Below are 22375 nucleotides of genomic sequence, written 5' to 3' on the forward strand. Positions count from 1 at the left end.
TTATTTCTGCTTCAAATAAATAATATTACTCGTAACGCAAAGCTTCAATAGGATCCAATTGCGAAGCTTTTATCGCTGGATATAATCCAGAAACTATTGCAACCATAAAGCTGGTTGCAAAAGCAGCAAAAATTGCCATCCACGGAATCACAAATGCAAAACTCATTGCGGCTGCAAAAGCAAAGCCAATTAGGATTCCCAATACAATTCCGACCAAACCTCCAATTTGTCCAATCAATAAAGTTTCGATAAAAAACTGAACTGAAATTGTGATTTTTGTTGCGCCCAAAGCTTTTCGAACACCAATTTCGCGTGTACGCTCTGTTACCGAAACAATCATAATATTCATTAAGGCAATTGATGAGCCTAAAATCGTAATAACGCTAATAATCCAGGAAGCCCAGCCCAGATATTTTGTGATGCCGAGAATTCGATTAATTAAATCGTCGCTTCGGCCAATGCCAAAATTATTATCACGAACCGGACTCAGTTTACGAACTCTTCGCATGGTACTTGTCGCATTATCAACGGCTTCGTCTAAAAGTTCTTTTTTAGAAACCATGACACTCATTGTATAATTGATGTTTGGTGCCGTAAATAAAGAACGCGCCACCTGAATCGGAATCAAAACACGTAAATCCTGACTGTTTCCAAACGTTGATCCTTTTTCTTTTAAAACACCAATAACTTTAAAACGCGCTCCGCGAATTGAAATAACTTTGTCAATTGGGTTAATGTCTTTTAATAAGCCTTTTTCAAAATCAGAACCTACAATACAGGAATAAGTATTGTTGTCAATGTCAAATTGGTTGAAAGAACGCCCTAAAGTGGTTTCTAACCCTGAATTTGAAATAAAATGCTCGTCGACACCAACAATGGTAATTTCCGGATCTGTTTTTTTATCTGAATATTTTACCTCTGCCGTTGTAGTTGCGGTAAAAGACAACGATGTTTCGGTAAAAGGATATTTGAATTTGTTTTTGAAAGCAACCGCTTCAGGATATGAAATAATCGGATTTATAATTTCGCGTTCATTTCCTCCTCGGTTTTTAACATTATTTTCGTATTGATTGATGTTGAAAGTATTAGCTCCCATTGAAGCAAAATTGGTAGAAACAGTATTTTCAAGTGCTGTTACAACGGTCAAAATCCCAACCAAAGCTGTAATCCCGATAGCAATAATTAATACGGTAAGAATGGTTCGCAGTAATTGTGTTTTGATAGAACCAAAAGCAATTCGGATATTTTCTTTAAATAATTTTAGCATCATGACCAATTTGTCACGAAAATACGTTTTTTGTTACAAGTTTGTTTTCGAACTGCCAATATTTATTTTAAAAAATAAGATATTTGCAGTCCATTAGAAATAGAGAAATCTAAAAATAAATAATCCAAAAAAGATTTTAATTCAGATTTGCAATAAAATCTAAAATCTAAAATCAGAAATCAGAAATCAGAAATCTAAAATAAAAAAGATGGCTTCAAAACCAAGCATACCACAAGGAACAAGAGATTTTTCGCCTGCAGAGGTGTCAAAACGTCAATATATTATTCAGACGATAAAAAGTAATTTTGAGAAATTTGGTTTTCAGCCAATTGAAACTCCGTCGTTCGAAAATTCAGATACCTTAATGGGAAAGTATGGGGAAGAAGGAGATCGCTTGATTTTTAAAATACTGAATTCAGGTAATTTTTTCTTCAATAAAAATAAAATAGAATTACCGGAATCAATAGCATCTTTACAAGTTAATTCTGCAGAAACGATTGATTTGAATCAAAGAATTGAACTAAATAAATTTACCGGAAAAATTTCTGAGAAAGCGTTGCGTTATGACTTGACAGTTCCGTTTGCAAGATATGTGGTACAGCACCAAAACGAAATTGAATTTCCTTTTAAAAGATATCAGATTCAACCAGTTTGGAGAGCAGATCGCCCACAAAGAGGACGTTACAGAGAATTTTATCAATGTGACGCCGATGTTGTAGGTTCAAAATCACTTTGGCAGGAAGTTGAATTGGTTCAGTTATATGACACTGTTTTTACTTCTTTAGGTTTAGAAGGCGTAACCATTAAAATCAATAACAGAAAAATTTTATCCGGAATTGCAGAAGTTATTGGCGCTTCAGATAAATTGATCGATTTTACGGTAGCTCTTGATAAGCTGGATAAAATTGGTGAAGATGGCGTTAAAAAAGAAATGATTGAAAAAGGAATTGCCGAAGAAGCATTGGTTAAAGTACAGCCGCTTTTTAATTTTACAGGAACATTTGCAGATAAAATCAATCAGCTTTCAGATTTATTAGCTTCATCAGAAGAAGGAATGAAAGGTGTAGAAGAATTGAAATTTATTTGTGACAATGTGGCTACTTTAGGTTTAGCGACTGCGACATTAGATCTTGACGTGACACTAGCGCGTGGACTAAATTATTATACCGGAGCTATTTTTGAAGTAGCAGCGCCAAAAACCGTTTCGATGGGTTCTATCGGCGGCGGCGGAAGATACGATGATTTGACCGGAATTTTTGGTTTGAAGAATATGAGTGGTGTTGGAATTTCTTTTGGACTAGACAGAATTTATTTGGTTCTGGAAGAGTTGCAATTATTTCCTGAAACTGTTGCCGCAACATCAAAGGCATTATTTATCAATTATGGAGATGCTGAAGCTTTATATGCTTCGCAGGCAATTCAGAAATTAAGAAAAGAAAATATAAAAGTAGAATTGTATCCGGATAATGTAAAAGTAGGGAAACAGTTTCAATATGCAGACAAGCGCTTGATTCCGTTTGCAGTAATTGCTGGTGATCAGGAAATTGCTTCAAATTCATATTCACTTAAAAATTTAGTTTCAGGTGAACAGGTTTCTGTAGATTTTGAAGGATTGAAAAATGCTTTGTTAGCATAATTGAATGGTAAAGTGTTTTGTCACTCCCGATAGCTATCGGGATAAAAGGATTATTAGATTTTTGTTTCACGCAGATTTTGCAGATTAGAGCAGATTTATTTGATTGTTATATAAATAAATCTTTTTAAAATCTGCGTGAAATAAAAATTAGAGGTTAACTGTTTGAAGCAAAGGTTTTTGCTTCGAATCGCACGGATTTAAAGGATTTTCTTTTTAAATCTCTGCCTGAAATAGTTGCCGGGGAAGAAAAAAAACTTTTAATTTGCCGACCTTAAGTTACGGGCGTAGTTCAAGGGTAGAATAGCGGTCTCCAAAACCGTTGATGGGGGTTCGAATCCCTCCGCCCGTGCAATATTTTTTACCGCAAAGATTTATATCTAAGAATAATTTTAAAGATCATATCCCGAAGCTTCGGGACGCAAAGCTAAATAATACAAAGCTTTGCGAACTTTTTCTATTTAAGTTAAGAATGAAAAAATTTACCGCAGAGAACGCAAAGGTTTTTCGCAGAGTTCACTAAGATTTAAAGTTGTGTTTACACAATCTAAGTGCACAAAGCTTTGCGAACTTTGTATTTTTCATAAAGCTAAGAGTAAAAAAACTTTGCGTTCTCTGCGGTAAATTTTTTTCGTTCAACAAAAAAAAGCTTCGTCTCATAAGGCGAAGCTTTTTTTAATATAAGGTAAATTTGAATTAATAATTATTTTGAGGCCGAGGCCAACCCTTAAATTCAATTTTGATAGGTAATAATTTAGATTATAATTTTGTCTTCAAATATACCACAAACTAAAACGTAATAGTCTTAAAATTATACTAAATTTTAAAGTAAGAAAATTATTTATATAAACAGCCAAATTTTAATAGCGTGACAATTTGACATTTTATAAGATTTGGCAGTACTTTTGCAATCCAAAAGAAAGAAATTGAAAATGAAGTTTAAGAATATTTTTAAAAATACAAGTAATATGACTACGGAAAATACAGAATTCGATCAGGAATTAGATGATGTAACGTTAGAAAACAATGCCAACGGTGAGCAGTTAATTGTTGAAGAATTAAGTGTTGAAGAGCAATTGGCTCAAGACTTGGCAAAAGAAAAAGATAAGTTTTTGAGATTATTTGCCGAATTTGAAAATTACAAAAAAAGAACTTCAAAAGAGCGTATGGATTTGTTTAAAACAGCAAACCAAGAAGTTTTGTTAGCAATGCTTCCTGTTTTGGATGATTTTGACAGAGCAACTGTTGAGATCAACAAATCTGACGATGAAAATTTGAAAAAAGGTGTTGAGTTAATTCACGAAAAATTGAAAAGCACTTTGGTTTCTAAAGGTTTAGAGCAAGTTGAAGTAAGAGCAGGTGATGCTTTTAATGCTGATTTTGCTGAGGCAATTACCCAAATTCCAGCTCCGTCTGACAAATTAAAAGGAAAAATTGTTGATGTTATTGAAAAAGGCTACAAATTAGGAGACAAAATTATTCGTTTCCCTAAAGTGGTTATCGGAAACTAAAAAAACAAATTAAATATTCTGAAAGTCAATTTTTTAAGAATTGGAATTTGGAATTTTTAGATTTGGAATTTAACCTAAATTATGAAAAAAGATTTTTACGAAATACTAGGCATTTCAAAAAATGCTGACGCTACCGAAATAAAAAAAGCTTACCGAAAAAGTGCTTTAAAATATCACCCGGACAAAAATCCAGGCGACAAAGAGGCAGAAGAAAACTTTAAACTTGCGGCAGAAGCTTATGAAGTTTTAAGTGATCCTAACAAAAAAGCAAAATACGACCAATACGGACATCAGGCTTTTGATGGTTCTGGCGGATTTGGCGGTGGTGGTCACGGTGGTATGAATATGGATGACATTTTCAGCCAGTTTGGTGATATTTTTGGTGGAGGATTTGGCGGTTTCGGCGGAGGCGGTCCTCGTCGCGCTAAAGGAAGCAATCTTCGAATTAAAGTTAAACTGACTTTAGAAGAAATTGCAAATGGTGTTGAGAAAAAAGTAAAAGTAAAACGTAAAGTTCAGGCAAAAGGAGTTACATACAAAACGTGTTCGACTTGTAATGGTCAGGGACAGGTAATGCGTGTGACAAACACAATTTTGGGTAGAATGCAATCTGCATCAACTTGCCCTACTTGTGGTGGTTCTGGACAAATTCTAGATAAAAGACCTTCTGAAGCAGATGCTCAGGGAATGGTTTTGGAAGATGAAACAGTTTCAATCAAAATTCCTGCAGGAGTTGTTGACGGAATGCAGCTTAAAGTTTCTAACAAAGGAAACGATGCTCCCGGAAACAGTGTTCCTGGTGATTTAATTGTTGCAATTGAAGAGTTGGAACACGAATTTTTGAAACGTGAAGGCGAAAATATTCATTTTGATTTATATATCAGTTTCCCTGAAGCAGTTTTAGGAGTTTCTAAAGATATTGAAGCAATAAATGGAAAAGTTCGTATTAAACTGGAAGAAGGAATTCAATCAGGAAAAATATTAAGATTAAAAGGAAAAGGTATTCCAAGTATTAACGGTTACGGAAGCGGGGATTTACTGGTTCACGTAAATGTATGGACACCTAAAACATTGAATAAAGAGCAAAAACAATTTTTCGAAAATGCTCTTAACGACGAACATTTTGTTCCAAGTCCTGAAAAATCAGAAAAATCATTTTTTGAAAAAGTAAAAGATATGTTTTCATAACAGAAACTTTTTCTAAAAAGAGAAAATAAATTTTAAAACCCATTCTGAAGTAAATTTAGAATGGGTTTTTTATGTATTATTACTTAGAATCGGTACTAATTATTTACTTTTACACTCGCTAGGCCACAATGGTCAAACTGACGTAGAAAATTCTAAAAACAGCATGAGCAACTTACTCGAAGTACATAAAGTCGTAAAACAATATGGCGATTATGTAGCGCTTAACGAAGTTTCATTAAATGTGCCCAAAGGCAGCATTTACGGATTGTTAGGTCCAAATGGAGCTGGAAAAACTTCCCTTATTCGAATCATCAATCAAATCACACTGCCAGACAGCGGTCAGATTATTTTGGATGGAGAAAAATTGCAGCCAAAACATGTACAGAATATCGGTTATCTTCCGGAAGAAAGAGGTTTGTACACTTCTATGAAAGTGGGAGAGCAATGTTTGTATTTGGCACAAATGAAAGGGCTTTCTAAAGCCGAAGCTAAAAAGCAACTGGATTTTTGGTTTGATCGTTTGGGAATCCAGGGTTGGTGGAACAAAAAAATTCAGGAACTTTCTAAAGGAATGGCGCAAAAAATTCAGTTTGTAGTTTGTGTATTGCATAAACCTAAATTGCTGATTTTTGATGAGCCATTTTCCGGTTTTGATCCCGTAAATGCTAATGTTATTAAAGATGAAATTTTGGCATTAAAAGAACAAGGTGCCACAATTATCTTTTCTACGCACAGAATGGAAAGTGTTGAGGAACTTTGTGATCATATTGCCTTAATTCATAAATCGAATAAATTAATCGAAGGAAAAGTCAGCGATGTAAAACGCGAGTTTAAAACCAATAGTTTTGAAGTTGGAATACTGACTAATAATGTCGAAGGTTTGATGTACGACATTACACAAAAGTTTACTGTTTCGCCTGCCAGTTTTAAATCTCTAAATGACGATTTAAAACTAAATATTCAGATAGGAAATGCAGCTCCAAACGAGTTATTGCATATTCTGACACAACGCGGACAAGTAACACATTTTGTAGAAAAAATCCCGAGTGTAAACGATATTTTTATTCAGACAGTTACTGAAAAAGTTTAGATTTCAGATTTAAGATTTTAGAGTGAAAACCTGGAATCTAAAATCTAAAGTCAACAATCTAAAATAAAAAATAAAAAAATGAGCATCATTTCGCTGATTATAAAAAGAGAATTTATTGCAAAAGTGCGCAATAAGTCTTTTGTTGTTATGACTTTTTTGAGTCCGTTACTGTTTGTGGCAATTGCCGGATTTATTGGTTATTTAAGTTCAATGAAAGCTGAAACCAAACGAATCGCAATTCATGACGAAACAGGTTTGTTTGCAGATGATTTTGTAAAACAGAATAAAAAAGACGGAGAATACAGATATTTAGATCTTTCTGAAATTGATACAAAATCTTTGAAAGATAGTATTGTCAAAGAGAACTTTACAGGTTTAATTATTATTCCAAAAACGAGTAGCTTAAAAGACTTAGAAAGCAAAATAGATTTTATTTCGAATAATAGTCCAAGTATTTCTTTTATAGAAAACACACAGGATGTTATTGCTGATAAAATTACAAAGCTAAATTTCGAAGAGGCAAAATTAGATACATTAGCCATTCAAAAAGCACATGCTGAGGTTAATATCCATTTGGCAAAAGCTTCAGGAGAAGAAAGTTTAAAAGGACTGAACGAAATAAAAATCGGAATTGGAGGTGCTTTCGGATATTTAATTATGATGTTCATTATCATTTATGGAAATATGGTAATGCGAAGCGTGATCGAAGAAAAAACTAATAGAATTATCGAAATCATCATTTCATCAGTAAAACCATTTCAGTTAATGATTGGTAAAATTGTTGGAACTTCCCTTGCCGGATTATTACAATTTATAATCTGGGCTATAATTGGTTTGGGATTAATGTTTGCAGCTTCAGCATTTTTTGGAGTAAATGTTGGTCCAACAGCCAAAATTCCACCAGGATTAATGCATTCTGCACAACAAGAGTTTTCGGGGACAGCACAAATGTATATTAGTGAATTATGGAATTTACCAATCGCCAGTATCATTATTGGTTTTGTGGTTTATTTTATTGGAGGATATTTTTTATATAGTTCATTTTATGCCGCAATTGGTGCAGCTGTAGACAATCAAACCGATTCACAGCAATTTTTGCTGCCTATTATAATGCCGCTTATTTTAAGTGTTTACATCGGATTTTTTACCGTAGTAAACGATCCACACGGAACTGTTGCAATTGTGTTTTCAATGATTCCGTTAACCTCGCCGATTGTTATGTTAATGCGAATTCCGTTTGGCGTACCGTGGTGGCAAATTGCAATTTCGGTATCATTATTGTTTGCAACCTTTTTCTTTGTTGTCTGGTTCGCCGCAAAAATTTACCGCGTTGGTATTTTAATGTACGGCAAAAAACCAACCTGGAAAGAATTGTATAGATGGCTTAAATACTAATTAAAGTTGCTAAGATTCTAAGATACTGAGTTGCTAAGTTTTTTTTAGCATCTTTTAAAAGCTTAGAATCTTAGCAACTCAGAACCTTAGCAACTTTAAAAAGAATGAGTAAAATACTAATTATAGAAGACGAAGCAGCGATCAGACGAGTTTTGGTAAAGATTTTATCAGAAGAAAATGATACGTATCAAGTTGATGAGGCGGAAGATGGTGCTGCGGGACTTGACAAAATAAAAAACAACGATTACGATTTGGTTTTGTGTGATATCAAAATGCCAAAAATGGATGGTGTCGAAGTTTTGGAAGAAGTAAAAAAGATTAAGCCCGAAATTCCGATGGTGATGATTTCTGGTCATGGCGATATGGAAACGGCTATTCATACAATGCGTTTGGGAGCTTTTGATTATATCTCAAAACCACCGGATTTAAATCGTTTATTGAATACCGTTCGTAATGCTTTAGACAAAAAACAACTTGTAGTCGAAAATAAAATTCTAAAGAAAAAAGTAAGTAAGAATTACGAAATGGTAGGTGAGAGCGAAGCCATCAGTCATATTAAATTAATGATTGATAAAGTTGCGCAAACCGAAGCCAGAGTTTTAATTACGGGACCAAACGGAACTGGAAAAGAATTAGTGGCGCATCAATTGCATGAAAAAAGCGAGCGTGCTAATTTTCCTTTGATTGAAGTAAATTGCGCTGCGATTCCGAGTGAATTGATTGAAAGCGAATTATTCGGTCACGTAAAAGGTGCTTTTACATCGGCAGTGAAAGATCGTGCTGGAAAATTTGAAGCAGCAGATAAGGGAACTATTTTCTTAGATGAAATTGGAGATATGAGCCTTTCGGCGCAAGCCAAAGTTTTACGTGCTTTGCAGGAAAGTATGATTACAAGAGTCGGGGCAGAAAAAGATATTAAAGTGGATGTTCGTGTTGTGGCTGCAACCAATAAAGATTTGAAAACAGAAATTGCCGAAGGTCGTTTCCGTGAAGATTTATACCATCGTTTGGCAGTGATTTTAATTAAAGTTCCGCCATTGAACGAAAGACGCGATGATATTCCGGCTTTGATAAGACACTTTGCAGAGAAAATTGCTTCGGAACAAGGAAATGTTGTTAAAGTATTTTCGCAGCCAGCCATAAAATTATTGCAGGAATACGACTGGACAGGAAATATTCGTGAACTTCGAAATGTAGTCGAAAGACTAATTATTTTGGGAGGAAACGAAATATCTGAAACAGATGTAAAAATGTTTGCAAGCAAGTAGGTGCTTCGCGCAATAGGCTTTAAGCTTTGTGTTTTAAATATTAGCGGATATATTATGAGAACCGAAAATTAATAACAACGATAAGAAAATTGAATTTATGTTTAATTCTTTATTCAAAAAGGAAGCAAAAGACGAGCGAAATTTGCAATTGGAATTCGATGAAATATTGAAAAATCTAGTTTTTCCATTTTTTAAAGAATTAGGGTTTAGAAAAAAAGATAACGGATTTAATAAAAAAACAAGCGAAATAATTCAATTTGTAAACATCCAAAAAAGTAGATGGAATCATCAAGATAATGTTTCATTTACTTTCAATATTGGTTTCTTTGTTGCGGAAATGTATATAGAGGATTGGGGTAAGGAAATACCTAAATTTATTCGTGAGTATGATTGTCAAATTAATTTTAGACTTGGACAAATAGTAAAAGGAAATGATTATTGGTATGAATTAAACAATAAGATAGAAAAAGTAGATTTAGAAATTGAGATTGATAAACATTTAAAGGATTATTTAAAGCCAATTATTGAAAAAAATACTGATTTGAATTCGTTAAAACAATTAATCTTAAATGACGAAAAAATAGCATTAACAACTGCTGAACTTTCTAAAATTAAAATGTTTCTAAAAGTTGGTGAAATTGAAAAAGCAAAAGAATTGCTAAATAAAGAATATTTCAATGCTTTGAATCCTAAGGATCATGTTGCAAAAACAATTTATCCTGATGGAACAGAAGAAATAAAAACATCTAAATCAAAAATTAATACTGAATATGTTGAACGATTAAAAAAAATTGGAAAAGAAAATAACATCATTCTAAAATAACACATCCTATAACAGATACTACAACGATTTGGACAATTGCATTAATTGAAAGTTAGTTTTGTATTTGAGAGATTTGACAAGTGCGAAAATAGGACTTAATTTAGTCTCAAACTCGGCGTAGTACTAGAACATATAAATTAATTTTTGCTTATGGCTTATTGCCTAAAGCTTAAAGCATAAAAAGATGAAATTAAAAAAGATAAACGAGAAGTTACAAGACGCATTAATCGAAAATGGTTTAACAGAAGCTAATATTCTGCAAAAAGAAACTTTTTCGACCATAAAAAGTGGTGCCGATTGTATTATTCTTTCTCCGGAGGGAAGCGGAAAATCAACGACAATTGTATTGAATGTGATTCAGCAATTAGCGGGGCAGACAGAAGAATCGCCACGTGCTTTGATTTTTGTGGAAGACAAAACCAAAGTATTAGAAATGGTAGACCTTTTCGCGAAATACGGAAAATACACCAATCTTGAAGTATACGGAGTTCATGATAAAGGCGATATGGATTATGATAAAAATTATATTTCAACCGGAATTGATGTTTTAATTGGTACGCCAAATAAATTAAGTGATATGTTTACAACAGCGGGTTATAATGTAAACCGTTTGAAAATGTTCATTTTGGATGATGCAGATCCTATTTTGAAATTGCGTCATGAAACTAAAATTATGCGTATTTCTAATAGTATTCCTAAAACACAGCGAATCATTTTTGCTGAAACACTAACAGAACGTATAGAAATTTTAGCAGATAAAATGTTGCTTGAACCTTTTTTATTCGACATGGATGAAGAAGGTGAAGAAGAATTGGACGAAGAAGAAGGTTTTATCGAAGAGGAGTAATTTATAGTCTCAGTTCTCAGTCTCAGTTTTCAATACTATAAACTGAGACTGGAACTGAGAACTGCAAACTAGAAACTTGAAAGTAAACTATATGGAAATACTCAAGACCTTTAAATTTCTAACAATTGTGCTTTTACTATTTTTTGTTGTTATTTATATTTTGGTAGTTTCTTATGTATATTTTAATCAGGTTGGAATGATTTTTCAAAGTGCAAGACTTCCAAAAGATTTTAAGTTTGATTATCAACAAAAATTTGAAGAATTAAATATTAAATCGTTTGACGGAATTAATTTGAACGGTTTGTTATTCAAAGCTGAAAACTCTAAAGGTTTGATTTTTTATCTCCATGGAAATGCCGGAACACTAGAAACCTGGGGAAAAATTGCAAAAGTGTATACCAAACTAGGGTATGATATTTTTATTTTGGATTACAGAAGTTTTGGGAAAAGTGAAGGAGAAATCGAAAATGAAGATCAATTAAATAAGGATGTTTCTGTTGTTTATAAAAATATGCTTGAAAGATATCCTGAAGATAAAATCATTATTACGGGTTATTCAATAGGTTCTGGATTGGCAACTATTTTATCTTCTCAAAACAAACCCAAAGCTTTAATTCTTCAGGCGCCTTATTATAGTTTTACAGAATTATCGAGTTCGAGAGTTCCGTTTTTTCCTAATTTCATGAAGAAGTTTAGTCTGGAAACGTGTGATTATTTGCCAAAAATAAAAGCACCAGTTTATATTTTTCATGGAATGGAAGATCAATTGATTCCATTTAAAAATTCAGTTCGATTGAATGAATTATTGAAGTCAGATAAAAATTTGTTTCTGCTGAAAAACCAGGATCATATAGGAATAAATGAAAATGAAGATTTTCAAAATCAGCTAAAAATAATATTACAATAAAAAATTAAAAATAAATGTTATGGGACTAATGAAGGTGTTTTCAGGAAGTGAAGTATTAGCAATTGCTTTACAGGAAAGATTAGAACAAGCGGGAGTAGAAACCGTAAAAAAAGATAATATTCAATCAGCGCGTATGGGAGGTTTTCCAATGTCAGACGTTGCGGTAGAAGTTTTTATTCAGGAAACAGATTTTGCAAAAGCAAATCCGGTTATTGAAGATTTTAGAATGAGTATCTAAATTAGTTTTCAGTCGCAGTTTACAGTCTCAGTAAAGATGAAAACCGCGACTGAAAACTGAAAAACTACAAAATATGCAATATAAAATGCTGGTACTCGACATGGATGATACCTTGTTGACAGACGATCATAAAATATCAGAATTAAATAAAAAAGTACTTCTTGAAGCTCAGGCAAAAGGTGTGCATGTTGTCTTGGCTTCGGGTCGGCCAACATCGGCAATGACGGCTTATGCCAAAGAATTAGAATTAGACTTAAACGATTCGTATATTATTTCGTTTAATGGCGCTGTAATTAGTACGGCAAAAGATGACCTTATATTATTTGAACAGTGTTTAACTCCGGAGCAAATTCATGATTTATACGATTATAGTGTAAAGATGAAAACACATATCATCACCTATCTTGATGGTGAAATTGTAAGTGAGACAGATTCTGAATATATTGAAATTGAAAAAGAAATTACAGGATTGCCTCATAATAAAGTACCTGATTTTAAAGCGGCAGTTACTAAACCTGCTGTAAAATGCATTTTATTGGCAGAACCTTCTTATTTAAAAGAAGTAGAAAAAGATTTAAAATTAGCAATGCCACATTTGAGTGTTGCAATGTCTAAACCTTTTTTTCTGGAAGCTGCTCAAAATGGCATTGATAAAGCAAACAGCTTAAAACTTTTGGCAGAAAAACTAAATATTCACCAAAGTGAAATTATTGCTGTTGGAAATGCAGGAAATGATTTAACAATGATCGAATATGCCGGTTTAGGTGTTTGGGTTGATAATGTAACACCAGAATTGCGTGACAGAGCCAATGTAATTGTGGCTTCAAATAACAATGACGGAGTTGCTGAAGTGGTACAACGTTATATCTTAAATAATTACATTCATGAAGAAATCAATTGAGACAGAACGTTTGCTTTTGAGAGAATTGAATCTTTCAGACGCAGCTGGAATGTTTGAATTGGATTCTAACCCAAATGTGCATATTTTTCTAGGGAAAAAACCAGTAAAGAATATTGAGGAAAGTATAAGTCAGATTGAAAATATCCAACAGCAATATGCAGATTTTGGAGCTGGTCGCTGGGCTGTTGTTCTAAAAGAAACCAATGAGTTTCTAGGCTGGTCAGGAATAAAATTCATTACAAATGAAATCAATAATCATAAAGATTTTTATGAAATTGGTTATCGTTTCATCGAAAAATATTGGGGAAAAGGATACGCAACCGAAGCAGGAAAAGCTTTTATAGCATATGCTTTTAATGAAATGAAGGTAGACTCTCTTTATGCTTATGCAGATGAAGGAAATGAAAACTCAAGAAAGATTCTTGAAAAACTGGGTTTTCAGTACATAAATTCGTTTTTGTATGAAGACGAATTAGAAGTTTGGTACGAATTTAAAAATCCGAACAAATAATATTAAATCAGAGAAATGTGTCCCAAATCTTTATAAACTTTCGTAATGAGTTTGCAAAGATTTGGAAAACAGCTCGTTGTTTTTATTCTCTGAGAAATTAATTCTTTATTATTTTTTAGCTACAGAAACAAAATATTTATTTCCATCACCCATTGTTAATTTTACACGTTCGTCGCAAAGATCAATAGCAAAATTTACACTTTCGTAACAGCTGCAAGTAGTGTTTTTATCTTTAGACATTTCAGTTTTGCAATTGTTGTTTTTAAAAGTGGCTAATTGCGGTGTATACAAGCTTACTAAATCTGTAGAAGCCGTTACTAAAGAAATGATACTTGCAGAATTGTTATTCGCAATTCTATATACAATTCTATCAGTATAGTTTACTTCGTTTACAGTTACTTTACGAATGTAGGTATAAGCAGTTGATCCTTCACCTGGTTCTTTTACTTCAAACTTAAAACCAACCGCACGAATAGCAATGTCAAATTGTGATTGAGAGTTTAAACTCGCCCAATTTGTCAAAGTACTAATAGATGGGAATGGATTAGTAGTAGCGGGAGCAGCAGGTTGTTGCGTTTGCGCTTGCGAAGTGAAAAAGGTTAAGAACATCAAGCAGATTGTGGGTAAAAATGCTTTCATAATAAGTGTGGATTTTTTTAATTTTTTGCCTACTCTTTATGGTTTTCGGCTTACCCATTTTTATTTATAACAAAACAACAATATAACGACTAAATTTCAAAATTGTTATCGTTAAATCTACGGTTTATTAAATTATTTTATGTTAAAATTTTTATCTAATAATAGCATAACTTCAAACGATGATTTTTTTAAAGCTAAATGTAAGAAAAATTTAATTTAACTGTAAAAAAAATGTACTTAACCGACAAAATTTGCTTTTAATCGATGTTTTGTCATTTTATTCTTATTGAATTATTTTTTTCTCTTTACAAATAAAACTTATTTTTTGATTCTACGAATAGAGTTTAATGTTTTTTTCGTCCTGTTTTAATAGATGTTTACTGCAAAATATTGATATATAGTATATTATTGATTTTATTTTAAAGAATATTGTATGTAAATTTGCAAACTCTCTAAATTGAGATGTAAATATAATATCTTACTACTTAAAACGTAGTGTATTCCTATGGAAAATAGAAAAAAAGTTGCTTTTTATACGCTTGGATGCAAATTGAATTTCTCAGAAACTTCTACAATTGCCCGAAACTTTAATGATGAAGGTTTTGATCGTGTTGATTTTGAAGAAGTAGCCGACATTTATGTAATCAATACCTGTTCTGTAACTGAAAATGCAGATAAACAATTTAAGCAGGTTGTAAAAAAGGCAATGAAACTAAATGAAAAGGCTTTTGTTGCCGCCGTGGGTTGTTATGCGCAATTAAAACCGGAAGAATTAGCTGCTGTTGATGGCGTTGATTTGGTTTTGGGTGCTACCGAGAAATTTAAAATTACCGATTATATTCATGATTTAAGCAAAAACGATATGGGTGAAGTTCACTCATGTGAAATTGCCGAAGCTGATTTTTATGTAGGAAGTTATTCTATTGGCGATCGTACGCGCGCTTTCCTGAAAGTTCAGGATGGCTGCGATTATAAATGTACGTATTGTACAATTCCGTTAGCAAGAGGGATTTCGAGAAGTGATGCTTTAGAAAATGTTTTAGAAAATGCCAAAGAAATTTCGAAGCAAAACATCAAAGAAATTGTTTTGACCGGAGTAAATATTGGAGATTACGGAAAAGGAGAATTCGGAAATAAAAAACACGAACATACTTTTCTTGACTTAGTTCAGGCTTTGGATAAAGTGGAAGGAATCGAACGTTTGAGAATTTCATCCATCGAACCTAATTTACTGAAAAATGAAACGATAGAATTTGTTTCTAAAAGCAGAACTTTTGTACCGCATTTTCATATTCCGCTGCAATCCGGAAGCAATGATATTTTAAAATTGATGAAACGCCGTTACTTACGTGAAGTATATACAGAACGCGTGAATAAAATTCGCGAAGTGATGCCGCATGCTTGTATTGGTGTCGATGTAATTGTTGGCTTTCCCGGAGAAACTGACGAGCACTTTTTAGAGACATATCATTTCCTGAATGAAATGGATATTTCATATTTACATGTCTTTACCTATTCTGAAAGAGACAATACCGAAGCTGCCAATATGCCTGGAATTGTTCCTGCAAATGTTAGAGCAAAACGCAGTAAAATGTTGCGCGGATTATCCGTAAAAAAACGTCGCGCTTTTTACGAAAGTCAGTTAGGAACAAACAGAACAGTTTTGTTCGAAAGTGAAAATAAAGAGGGATATATACACGGTTTTACCGAAAACTACGTAAAAGTAAAAACACCGTGGAACCCTGAATTGATTAATACATTGCAAGAAATCAATTTAACAAAAATCGACGAAGACGGAAGTGTTCGATTAGAGTTTTTAAACAAATTAGCAGAAGCTTAAAAGTATACGGAATTGTAGTTTAGATCTTTGTCAAAGTTTAAAACTTTGACAAAGATTACACATACAAAGATTTACAGTTTGTGATAAAAAACAAAAAAAGCCCTTTTTATTTAAAAAGGGCTTTCTCATTTTCTATAAAAATTAGTCTATTTCTTTTCTTGCTGAAGCATTAATTTCAATGAATTAATATAATCTGTGTCAAATTCAATTACTCTGATTTTTTCAGGATTAAAACTTAATTCACCACCAAACTGACCTTTTGTGTCTAAAAAATCAATCGTAAGTTCTTCATCATTCAATTCGATTAATTTACCTAAATAGGCTGATTTTGCTGATTTTTTGGAAATCTGTAAAATGCCATATTTATTGTTTATGAAATTTACAATCGACGCCAAATCCCTAATCGGAATAATATCTTCGGCATTTGTTTTTAAACCTTTCAGGCGAATTACTTTTTCGGTAAATTCCAGATCTTCATCTCTGTGAACAGCTTCGATATTCTTGTTTTTTAAAATTACAAATCCATCCAAAATAAAATCTGCCGGATTGTTTCTTAATAAAATCCAGTCATCAGAATAATCAATAAGAAAGCCTGTAAAAAGCTCTTTTTTGTCGCTAAATTCTATAGCTATTAATTGTCTTAAATATTGCTCCATCATAATTTTTTTAAAATTCAAATTCAAATTCTCGCTGCTCGATTCCAATTTCAACAAATAATTGGAATTTGGAATTTGTTTTTTAGAATTTATGTTTTTAAGGCTTTTAGATCTTTGTCAAAGTTTCAAACTTTGACAAAGATTAAGGTACGATAGTTTTTATGAAATTCCAATATTTTTAAATTCCAAATTCCAATTCCCGTAATTCAATTAAAATTTCCACAAGCAATTGGAATTTGGAATTTAAAAATATTGGAATTTAATTCACCTTATGGGTTTGTCGACCAAATACTGCTGTTTTTTATAAAAACCCTGCTGTTTAATTTCAGTTGTGCAATAATTAATTCAGCAATATCTTCAGATTGCATAACCTTTTCAGGATTACCATCTGTCAGATTCAAATCTTTTGCCATATCAGTTGCCACCGTACTGGGTGTTAAAGCAGTAACGCGAATATTGTGTTTTCTCATTTCCTGCATTAAAGAATCAGTTAATCCTAAAACAGCAAATTTTGAAGCACTGTAAGCACTTGTTAACGCATTTCCGTTTAATCCTGCAGTTGATGAAATATTAATAATGTCTCCCGTTTGTCTTTCGATCATGTTTGGAATCACGGCACGGGTTGTGTAATATGTCCCCATTAAATTTACCTGAATAATTTTTTCCCAGGCTTCCGGTTCTAATTCTAAGAACTTCCCAAAAGAAGCAATTCCGGCGTTATTAATTAAAATATCAATGTTTTTAAATTCTGCCAAAGCTTTTTCAACTGCTTTGTTTATAGAGTTAATGTCTGAAACATCTGCAGAAAGAGCTAATGATTTTACACCCAAATTTGAAGTTTCAATCGCAAGCTGATCAACGTCTGTTTGTGTTCTTGATACTAAAATTACATTTACGCCTTCTTTGGCTAATGCAATCGCGATTGCTTTTCCAATTCCTTTTCCTGCTCCTGTAATTAGTGCATTTTTATTTTTTAAGTCTGTCATGATTTATATATTAGAAATGCAAAAAGCATCATTTTAAGTCATACAAAAATAAAGCTTTTGATAACTAAAATGATGCTTTTAGAAGTTTTCTTAAACTAAGTTTAACAAACTGTTTTTATTCTTTTAAAACCATATCAATACACATTACGGCTGCAAGAATTAATTGTCTTAACGGACTTTCTGGTGCTACAGTTTCTTCTATTTGAAGAACGTAATTATCCGCACTTGTAAAAAGCTCTCTTCCCATTCCTGCCCATTTTTTGCTAACCTGAGCAAGCTGTTTGTTTTCGTGCGAAAATTTAAAATCCCAACCCGTCCATTTTCCCTGAAGCGTTGCAACCGGTTTTTCGTTTTTATCTAAAATTTCAAATTTCCCTCCAAATGAAAAGAATTTCTGTTTAAAAGTTCCCACCAAACGATCTTTTTCGTCCAAAACTTCAACGGTAGAACGAAACCAGGCAATTCCGCGTTTTACAGAAATTAATTTTTCTCCGGAAGCGGTTGTAATTTCAATATTAAAAGGTGTCATTCTTTTATAATCGGTAAAACGGAAAACTTTGGTAAAAAAACCAAGATTGTTTTCACGGCAATTCATGATAATCTGATTGCTTTCAGTGTCATAAATGTCATAATTGTTTGCGGCTTTGAACATTCCAACGTGTTCTTTTACAAGAAATAGATTTTGATTTAAGATTGGGTTCATTAAGTTTTGTTTGAAATTGATTTATAAATATTTTAATTTATTCTAAGAGAAAGCGCACTTGCACATTACTTACAATTTTTATTTTTTCAAATTCAATGTTAGGTTGATTACTTGATTCTTCAGAATAATAGCTTCCTCCTGTTCTAACTGCTATTCCGGCAACGCTGCCCATTAATTGATTCGAAATATCTTCAAAGTTATTGATTTGAATGGCATTTCCAACTTTTTGGCTTAAAGGTTTCGTTAAACTTTCGGCAATTTGTTTGGCACGGAGAATGGCTTTTTCGTTTATCAAAAGACGAATATTTTTTTGCTGATCGTTTTCAACTTTCTCAATTTGAACATTCGAGATGCCAATTTTTTCTAATCCCAGAAAAACCTTTGAAGCCGTTTTAGCATCGCCAACTAAAACAGAATAAGATTTACTTTTGAAAACGTCATTTTGTTTTAAAAGATAAAATTTAAAATTACTAGACATATCGCTCACACTCAAATTTTTATCTGTGTTGATGCCAATTTCTCGTAATTTCTGGATCATTTCTTTTTCAAGATCTTCTACAGATTTTTTTCCTTTTGAATCTTTTTCGGTTAGCAACACATTAATCCAGATTTTATTCGGTAAAACCAATGTATCGGCCTGACCGGAAACTTCAATAAAAGGTTTATCATTTATACTTTTGTTTTGAGAAAAAGCATTTATAGTAATTAATAACAATAGTGTATATAGTAAGTTTTTCATTTTTCTAAAAATTAAATTGATTAATAAACCTGTTTTGCGCTTTCAATAAGTCGGATAAATTCTGCTTTATAGCCTTCTGAATCATTTGTTATTCCTTGTTTGGCTAATTTTAAAATATCTTCAGATGATTTATTTGTAATTAGTTTTGAATCTCTCAATTTTAGTCCAAACCACGCAACCGCCGTACTGAATTTAAAATCATCACTTGATTTTTCTAAAGAAACCGATTTGTTTTCGATCACTTTTACCATTTCGATGCTTTTATCGCCATCTGGTTTTTTGTAACGGAATTTTACCGTAGCCAATTCACCAGCATAGTTATTCGTGCTTTCGGGAACTGTAGTATATTTTAAAGCATCAGGCTGTTGGTTTAGGTAGTCACTTGTAACTCTGGCCGGAATAATTTCATACAAAGCCGTAACGGTATGATTGCTTCCTAATTCTCCTGCATCGATCGCATCATTTTTAAAATCTTCAGGGCGTAATTTTCTGTTTTCGTATCCAATTAAACGATATGCCTGAACTTGTTTTGGATTAAATTCTATTTGAATTTTTACATCTTTTGCAATCGCAAACATCGAACCTTTAAATTCTTTTCCTAAAAATCGATTTGCTTCCTGAATGTTGTCGATATACGCATAATTTCCATTTCCTTTATCAGCCAGCGTTTCCATTTTGCTGTCTTTGTAATTGCCCATTCCATAACCCAGACAAGTTAAGAAAACGCCTGATTTTCTTTTCTCTTCAATCAGTTTTTCCATGTCGGAGTTAGAAGTACTGCCTACATTAAAATCACCATCCGTTGCCAGAATCACTCTGTTATTTCCATTTTTAATGAAATTTTCAGCAGCAATTTTATATGCCAGTTCAATTCCGGCTCCTCCGGCAGTACTTCCTCCGGCATTTAAGTTTTCGAGCGCATCAACAATTGTTTTTTTCTCATCTCCAGATGTTGGAGCTAAAACCAAACCTGCTGCACCTGCGTAAACTACGATGGCAACTTTATCTTTGTTGCGCAACTCGTTTACCAATATTTTTAAAGATTGTTTCAATAAAGGCAATTTATTAGGATCACTCATTGAACCCGAAACATCAATTAGAAAAACAAGATTGGATGCAGGTAAATCATTAGTTGGAATGTTTTTCCCCTGTAAACCAATTTTCAAAACTCTGTTTTTAGCATTCCAAGGAGACTCGCTTACTTCTGTATTAATAGAAAAAGGATTTTGATCTTGCGGTTGCGGATAAGTGTATTTAAAGAAGTTGACCATTTCCTCCACACGAACAGCATCTTTAGGAACAGCTTGTCCGTTATTAATAAAACGTCTCACATTCGTGTAAGAAGCATTGTCAACATCAATTGAAAAAGTAGAAAGCGGAGCTGTTTTCGGGCTTTCAAAAGCATTTTCTACAAAAGCGTCATAATCTTCGTTATTTGGTTCAGTTGGCTGAATTATATTGGATGGTTTTAATTTGTCAGAAAGCTCTTTTTCTGAAAGGTTTTTGTACATTTCGGTTTTGGTAGCAATTACAACAACCCCGTTTGCGCCTTTATTTCCATAAATTGAAGTTGAGTTTTTGTCTTTTAAAACTTTTACATCCTGAATATCGTTCGGGTTTATTTGTGCCATTTGGTCAGCTTTTATGGCAACACCGTCAACGATATATATTGGCTCATTTTTAGATGAAATAGATTGAGTACCACGAATTGCAATAGTCGATCCGGAAATATATTGCGAACTATTTTGTACACTTGGCGCAATTAAAGTTCTTCTCTGAACAGATTGGCTGACTGATTTCGTCGCCATCTTTCTTTTCTCAGATCTATAACTATTATCTTCATATTCTGAAGCAGTTCCATAACCTACGACTATAACTTCTTCTAAATGATTACTTTCATCTGCCATTTTTACATTGATGACATTTGATTTTTTAACTGAGATATTTTGGGTTTTCATTCCGATATAGCTAAAAACCAAAACATCTCCGGTTTGTGCCTGAATAGAATATTTTCCATCAAAATCTGTTAGTGCTGTTTTTGTAGTTTTTTTAACGGTTACTGTAACTCCCGGAAGTGGTACATTAACATTATCGGTTACTATTCCCGTAATCGTTTTTTCTTGTGCAAATGTTACGAAACATATAAGCATAGTAATGGCTGATGAAATAAGTTTTAGACTTTTCATGATAGTGATTTTTTAAATTAATGTTCGGGTTTATCTTTGCCAAAGTCTCAACTCTGACAAAGATTTTTTGAAGTAAGAATTATTTTTTGTTGATCGGTTTTCCTGTTTTGGTAGTAATAATAACAACTCCTTTTTTTCCTTTTTCACCATATTTTGATGTGGCTTCCAGATCCTGAAGTATCGTAATGGTTTTAATTTCCTGTTTATCTAAAGGCGCATACGGACTTGTTGGATTTGGGCCGTATAAATCATTTTCAGAATAATAAATTCCGTCAATAATATATAAAGGTTCGTCCAGAATTACTAATGAATCTACGTTTGAAGGTTCAAGATTTGACATTTCGGCAGACATCATTTTGTCTTTTTTTGCATCATCGCTATTGGCCATCGCGTTTCCGTTTATAACCACCAGCGGAGCACTTTTTTTAGCTTTTACAGAAGATTGCTTTTCAGCGAAAGCTACTCGGGCAGATTCTTTTTGTACTGCTTTTGAATAACCGAAACTTTCATTTTTATCTTGTTCGACAGCAACTTCTTCTTCTGCGTATTTTGGTGCAGATTGAACCGGAGCTGCCACAACGACCTCATTAAGAACTGGTGCTGCCGATACTGCATCTGCGGTTCCTTCGCTAAACGAACGTTGTATTTCGTTTACCGCTACTTTTTGCTGTTGTTGAATTTGTTTGTCCAGAATTTTAACAGCATCTTCTTTCGGAACTATTTCAGAATTTTCAACAGCAACACCATCTTTTTCTACAACAGCATTCTGAGTTTTCGTTTCAACAGAATCAGTAACGACAACTTGATTATTTTGAATCTCTTTTGTTTTATCTGATAGGAAAAACTGAGATCCTAAAGAAATTAATAATAAAAGTGATGCTGCAATGGCAATTTTTTTCCATAATGCGATTGTTTTTTTATCTTCTTTTTTGTCGAGTTTCTCTTCAACGCGCGACCAGACTTTTTCCATTCCCGGAAAATCTTTCAGCTCAGAATTTTGCGCTGCCTCTTTAAATTTATCGAATATTTTATCTTGATTGTCCATGA

21 protein-coding genes and 1 tRNA gene are annotated in these 22375 nt (G+C 33.0%); 14 read left to right on the top strand and 8 right to left on the bottom strand.

Features of this window, described 5'->3' with window-relative positions:
- Positions 1 to 25: 25 nt before the first annotated feature.
- A complete protein-coding gene (locus RT99_RS12745; protein ID WP_042565142.1) occupies positions 26 to 1270 on the bottom strand; it encodes an ABC transporter permease in 1245 nt (414 codons plus the stop codon).
- Positions 1271 to 1475: 205 nt separating this feature from the next.
- Here RT99_RS12745 and hisS point away from each other — a divergent pair, with 205 nt between their 5' ends.
- The 13 genes from hisS to RT99_RS12810 all read left to right on the top strand — a co-directional run bounded on the left by hisS (position 1476) and on the right by RT99_RS12810 (position 13579).
- On the top strand, positions 1476 to 2903 hold the full coding sequence (hisS, locus tag RT99_RS12750) for a histidine--tRNA ligase (protein WP_042565143.1): 1428 nt from the start codon (positions 1476 to 1478) through the stop codon (positions 2901 to 2903).
- Between the two features lie 278 nt (positions 2904 to 3181).
- Positions 3182 to 3252, top strand: a tRNA-Trp gene (locus tag RT99_RS12755).
- A gap of 580 nt (positions 3253 to 3832) precedes the next feature.
- Positions 3833 to 4411 carry a nucleotide exchange factor GrpE gene (locus tag RT99_RS12760; protein WP_042565144.1) on the top strand — a complete coding sequence of 193 codons (579 nt, stop codon included), beginning with the start codon at positions 3833 to 3835 and terminating at the stop codon, positions 4409 to 4411.
- A gap of 81 nt (positions 4412 to 4492) precedes the next feature.
- Positions 4493 to 5599, top strand: coding sequence for a molecular chaperone DnaJ (gene dnaJ / locus RT99_RS12765; RefSeq protein WP_042565145.1), 1107 nt, complete (start codon positions 4493 to 4495; stop codon positions 5597 to 5599).
- Positions 5600 to 5762: 163 nt separating this feature from the next.
- On the top strand, positions 5763 to 6689 hold the full coding sequence (locus RT99_RS12770) for an ABC transporter ATP-binding protein (protein ID WP_042565146.1): 927 nt from the start codon (positions 5763 to 5765) through the stop codon (positions 6687 to 6689).
- Positions 6690 to 6767: 78 nt separating this feature from the next.
- Positions 6768 to 8084: an ABC transporter permease gene (locus tag RT99_RS12775; RefSeq protein ID WP_042565147.1), complete on the top strand. Its 1317-nt coding sequence runs from the start codon at positions 6768 to 6770 to the stop codon at positions 8082 to 8084.
- A 104-nt stretch (positions 8085 to 8188) separates the two neighbouring features.
- Positions 8189 to 9352 carry a sigma-54 dependent transcriptional regulator gene (locus RT99_RS12780; protein WP_042565148.1) on the top strand — a complete coding sequence of 388 codons (1164 nt, stop codon included), beginning with the start codon at positions 8189 to 8191 and terminating at the stop codon, positions 9350 to 9352.
- A 97-nt stretch (positions 9353 to 9449) separates the two neighbouring features.
- Entirely contained in the window at positions 9450 to 10175 is a 726-nt protein-coding gene (locus tag RT99_RS12785) for a DUF4304 domain-containing protein (RefSeq protein WP_042565149.1), read from the top strand.
- A gap of 184 nt (positions 10176 to 10359) precedes the next feature.
- Positions 10360 to 11022 (top strand): DEAD/DEAH box helicase, encoded by a 663-nt coding sequence (locus tag RT99_RS12790; protein WP_042565150.1) that lies wholly within the window; start codon positions 10360 to 10362, stop codon positions 11020 to 11022.
- Positions 11023 to 11113: 91 nt separating this feature from the next.
- Positions 11114 to 11929, top strand: coding sequence for an alpha/beta hydrolase (locus RT99_RS12795; protein ID WP_042565151.1), 816 nt, complete (start codon positions 11114 to 11116; stop codon positions 11927 to 11929).
- Between the two features lie 19 nt (positions 11930 to 11948).
- Positions 11949 to 12167: a putative signal transducing protein gene (locus RT99_RS12800; protein WP_042565152.1), complete on the top strand. Its 219-nt coding sequence runs from the start codon at positions 11949 to 11951 to the stop codon at positions 12165 to 12167.
- A gap of 73 nt (positions 12168 to 12240) precedes the next feature.
- The gene (locus RT99_RS12805; protein WP_042565153.1) at positions 12241 to 13068 is read left to right on the top strand and encodes a Cof-type HAD-IIB family hydrolase; all 828 of its coding nucleotides are present in this window, start codon (positions 12241 to 12243) and stop codon (positions 13066 to 13068) included.
- A complete protein-coding gene (locus tag RT99_RS12810; RefSeq protein ID WP_042565154.1) occupies positions 13052 to 13579 on the top strand; it encodes a GNAT family N-acetyltransferase in 528 nt (175 codons plus the stop codon). The genes RT99_RS12805 and RT99_RS12810 overlap by 17 nt, the downstream gene beginning before the upstream one ends.
- Before the next feature lie 108 nt (positions 13580 to 13687).
- On the opposite strand, the gene RT99_RS12815 is transcribed toward RT99_RS12810, so the two are convergent.
- Positions 13688 to 14218, bottom strand: a complete 531-nt coding sequence (locus RT99_RS12815; protein ID WP_042565155.1) for a hypothetical protein — start codon at positions 14216 to 14218, stop codon at positions 13688 to 13690.
- Positions 14219 to 14723: 505 nt separating this feature from the next.
- Between RT99_RS12815 and mtaB the strand changes: the two genes are divergently transcribed.
- A complete protein-coding gene (gene mtaB / locus RT99_RS12820; protein WP_042565156.1) occupies positions 14724 to 16058 on the top strand; it encodes a tRNA (N(6)-L-threonylcarbamoyladenosine(37)-C(2))-methylthiotransferase MtaB in 1335 nt (444 codons plus the stop codon).
- Between the two features lie 146 nt (positions 16059 to 16204).
- On the opposite strand, the gene RT99_RS12825 is transcribed toward mtaB, so the two are convergent.
- The 6 genes from RT99_RS12825 to RT99_RS12850 all read right to left on the bottom strand — a co-directional run bounded on the left by RT99_RS12825 (position 16205) and on the right by RT99_RS12850 (position 22373).
- Entirely contained in the window at positions 16205 to 16714 is a 510-nt protein-coding gene (locus RT99_RS12825) for a hypothetical protein (RefSeq protein ID WP_042565157.1), read from the bottom strand.
- A gap of 269 nt (positions 16715 to 16983) precedes the next feature.
- The gene (locus tag RT99_RS12830) at positions 16984 to 17700 is read right to left on the bottom strand and encodes a 3-ketoacyl-ACP reductase (protein ID WP_042565158.1); all 717 of its coding nucleotides are present in this window, start codon (positions 17698 to 17700) and stop codon (positions 16984 to 16986) included.
- 115 nt (positions 17701 to 17815) lie between these two features.
- A complete protein-coding gene (locus tag RT99_RS12835) occupies positions 17816 to 18403 on the bottom strand; it encodes an LURP-one-related/scramblase family protein (protein ID WP_042565159.1) in 588 nt (195 codons plus the stop codon).
- A 37-nt stretch (positions 18404 to 18440) separates the two neighbouring features.
- Entirely contained in the window at positions 18441 to 19142 is a 702-nt protein-coding gene (locus RT99_RS12840; RefSeq protein ID WP_042565160.1) for an SIMPL domain-containing protein, read from the bottom strand.
- A gap of 20 nt (positions 19143 to 19162) precedes the next feature.
- A complete protein-coding gene (locus tag RT99_RS12845) occupies positions 19163 to 21328 on the bottom strand; it encodes a VWA domain-containing protein (RefSeq protein ID WP_042565161.1) in 2166 nt (721 codons plus the stop codon).
- A 79-nt stretch (positions 21329 to 21407) separates the two neighbouring features.
- Positions 21408 to 22373 (bottom strand): hypothetical protein, encoded by a 966-nt coding sequence (locus RT99_RS12850; RefSeq protein WP_042565162.1) that lies wholly within the window; start codon positions 22371 to 22373, stop codon positions 21408 to 21410.
- Positions 22374 to 22375: the final 2 nt, after the last annotated feature.

Source organism: Flavobacterium sp. MEB061, from assembly GCF_000834715.1.
Classification (GTDB): domain Bacteria; phylum Bacteroidota; class Bacteroidia; order Flavobacteriales; family Flavobacteriaceae; genus Flavobacterium; species Flavobacterium pectinovorum.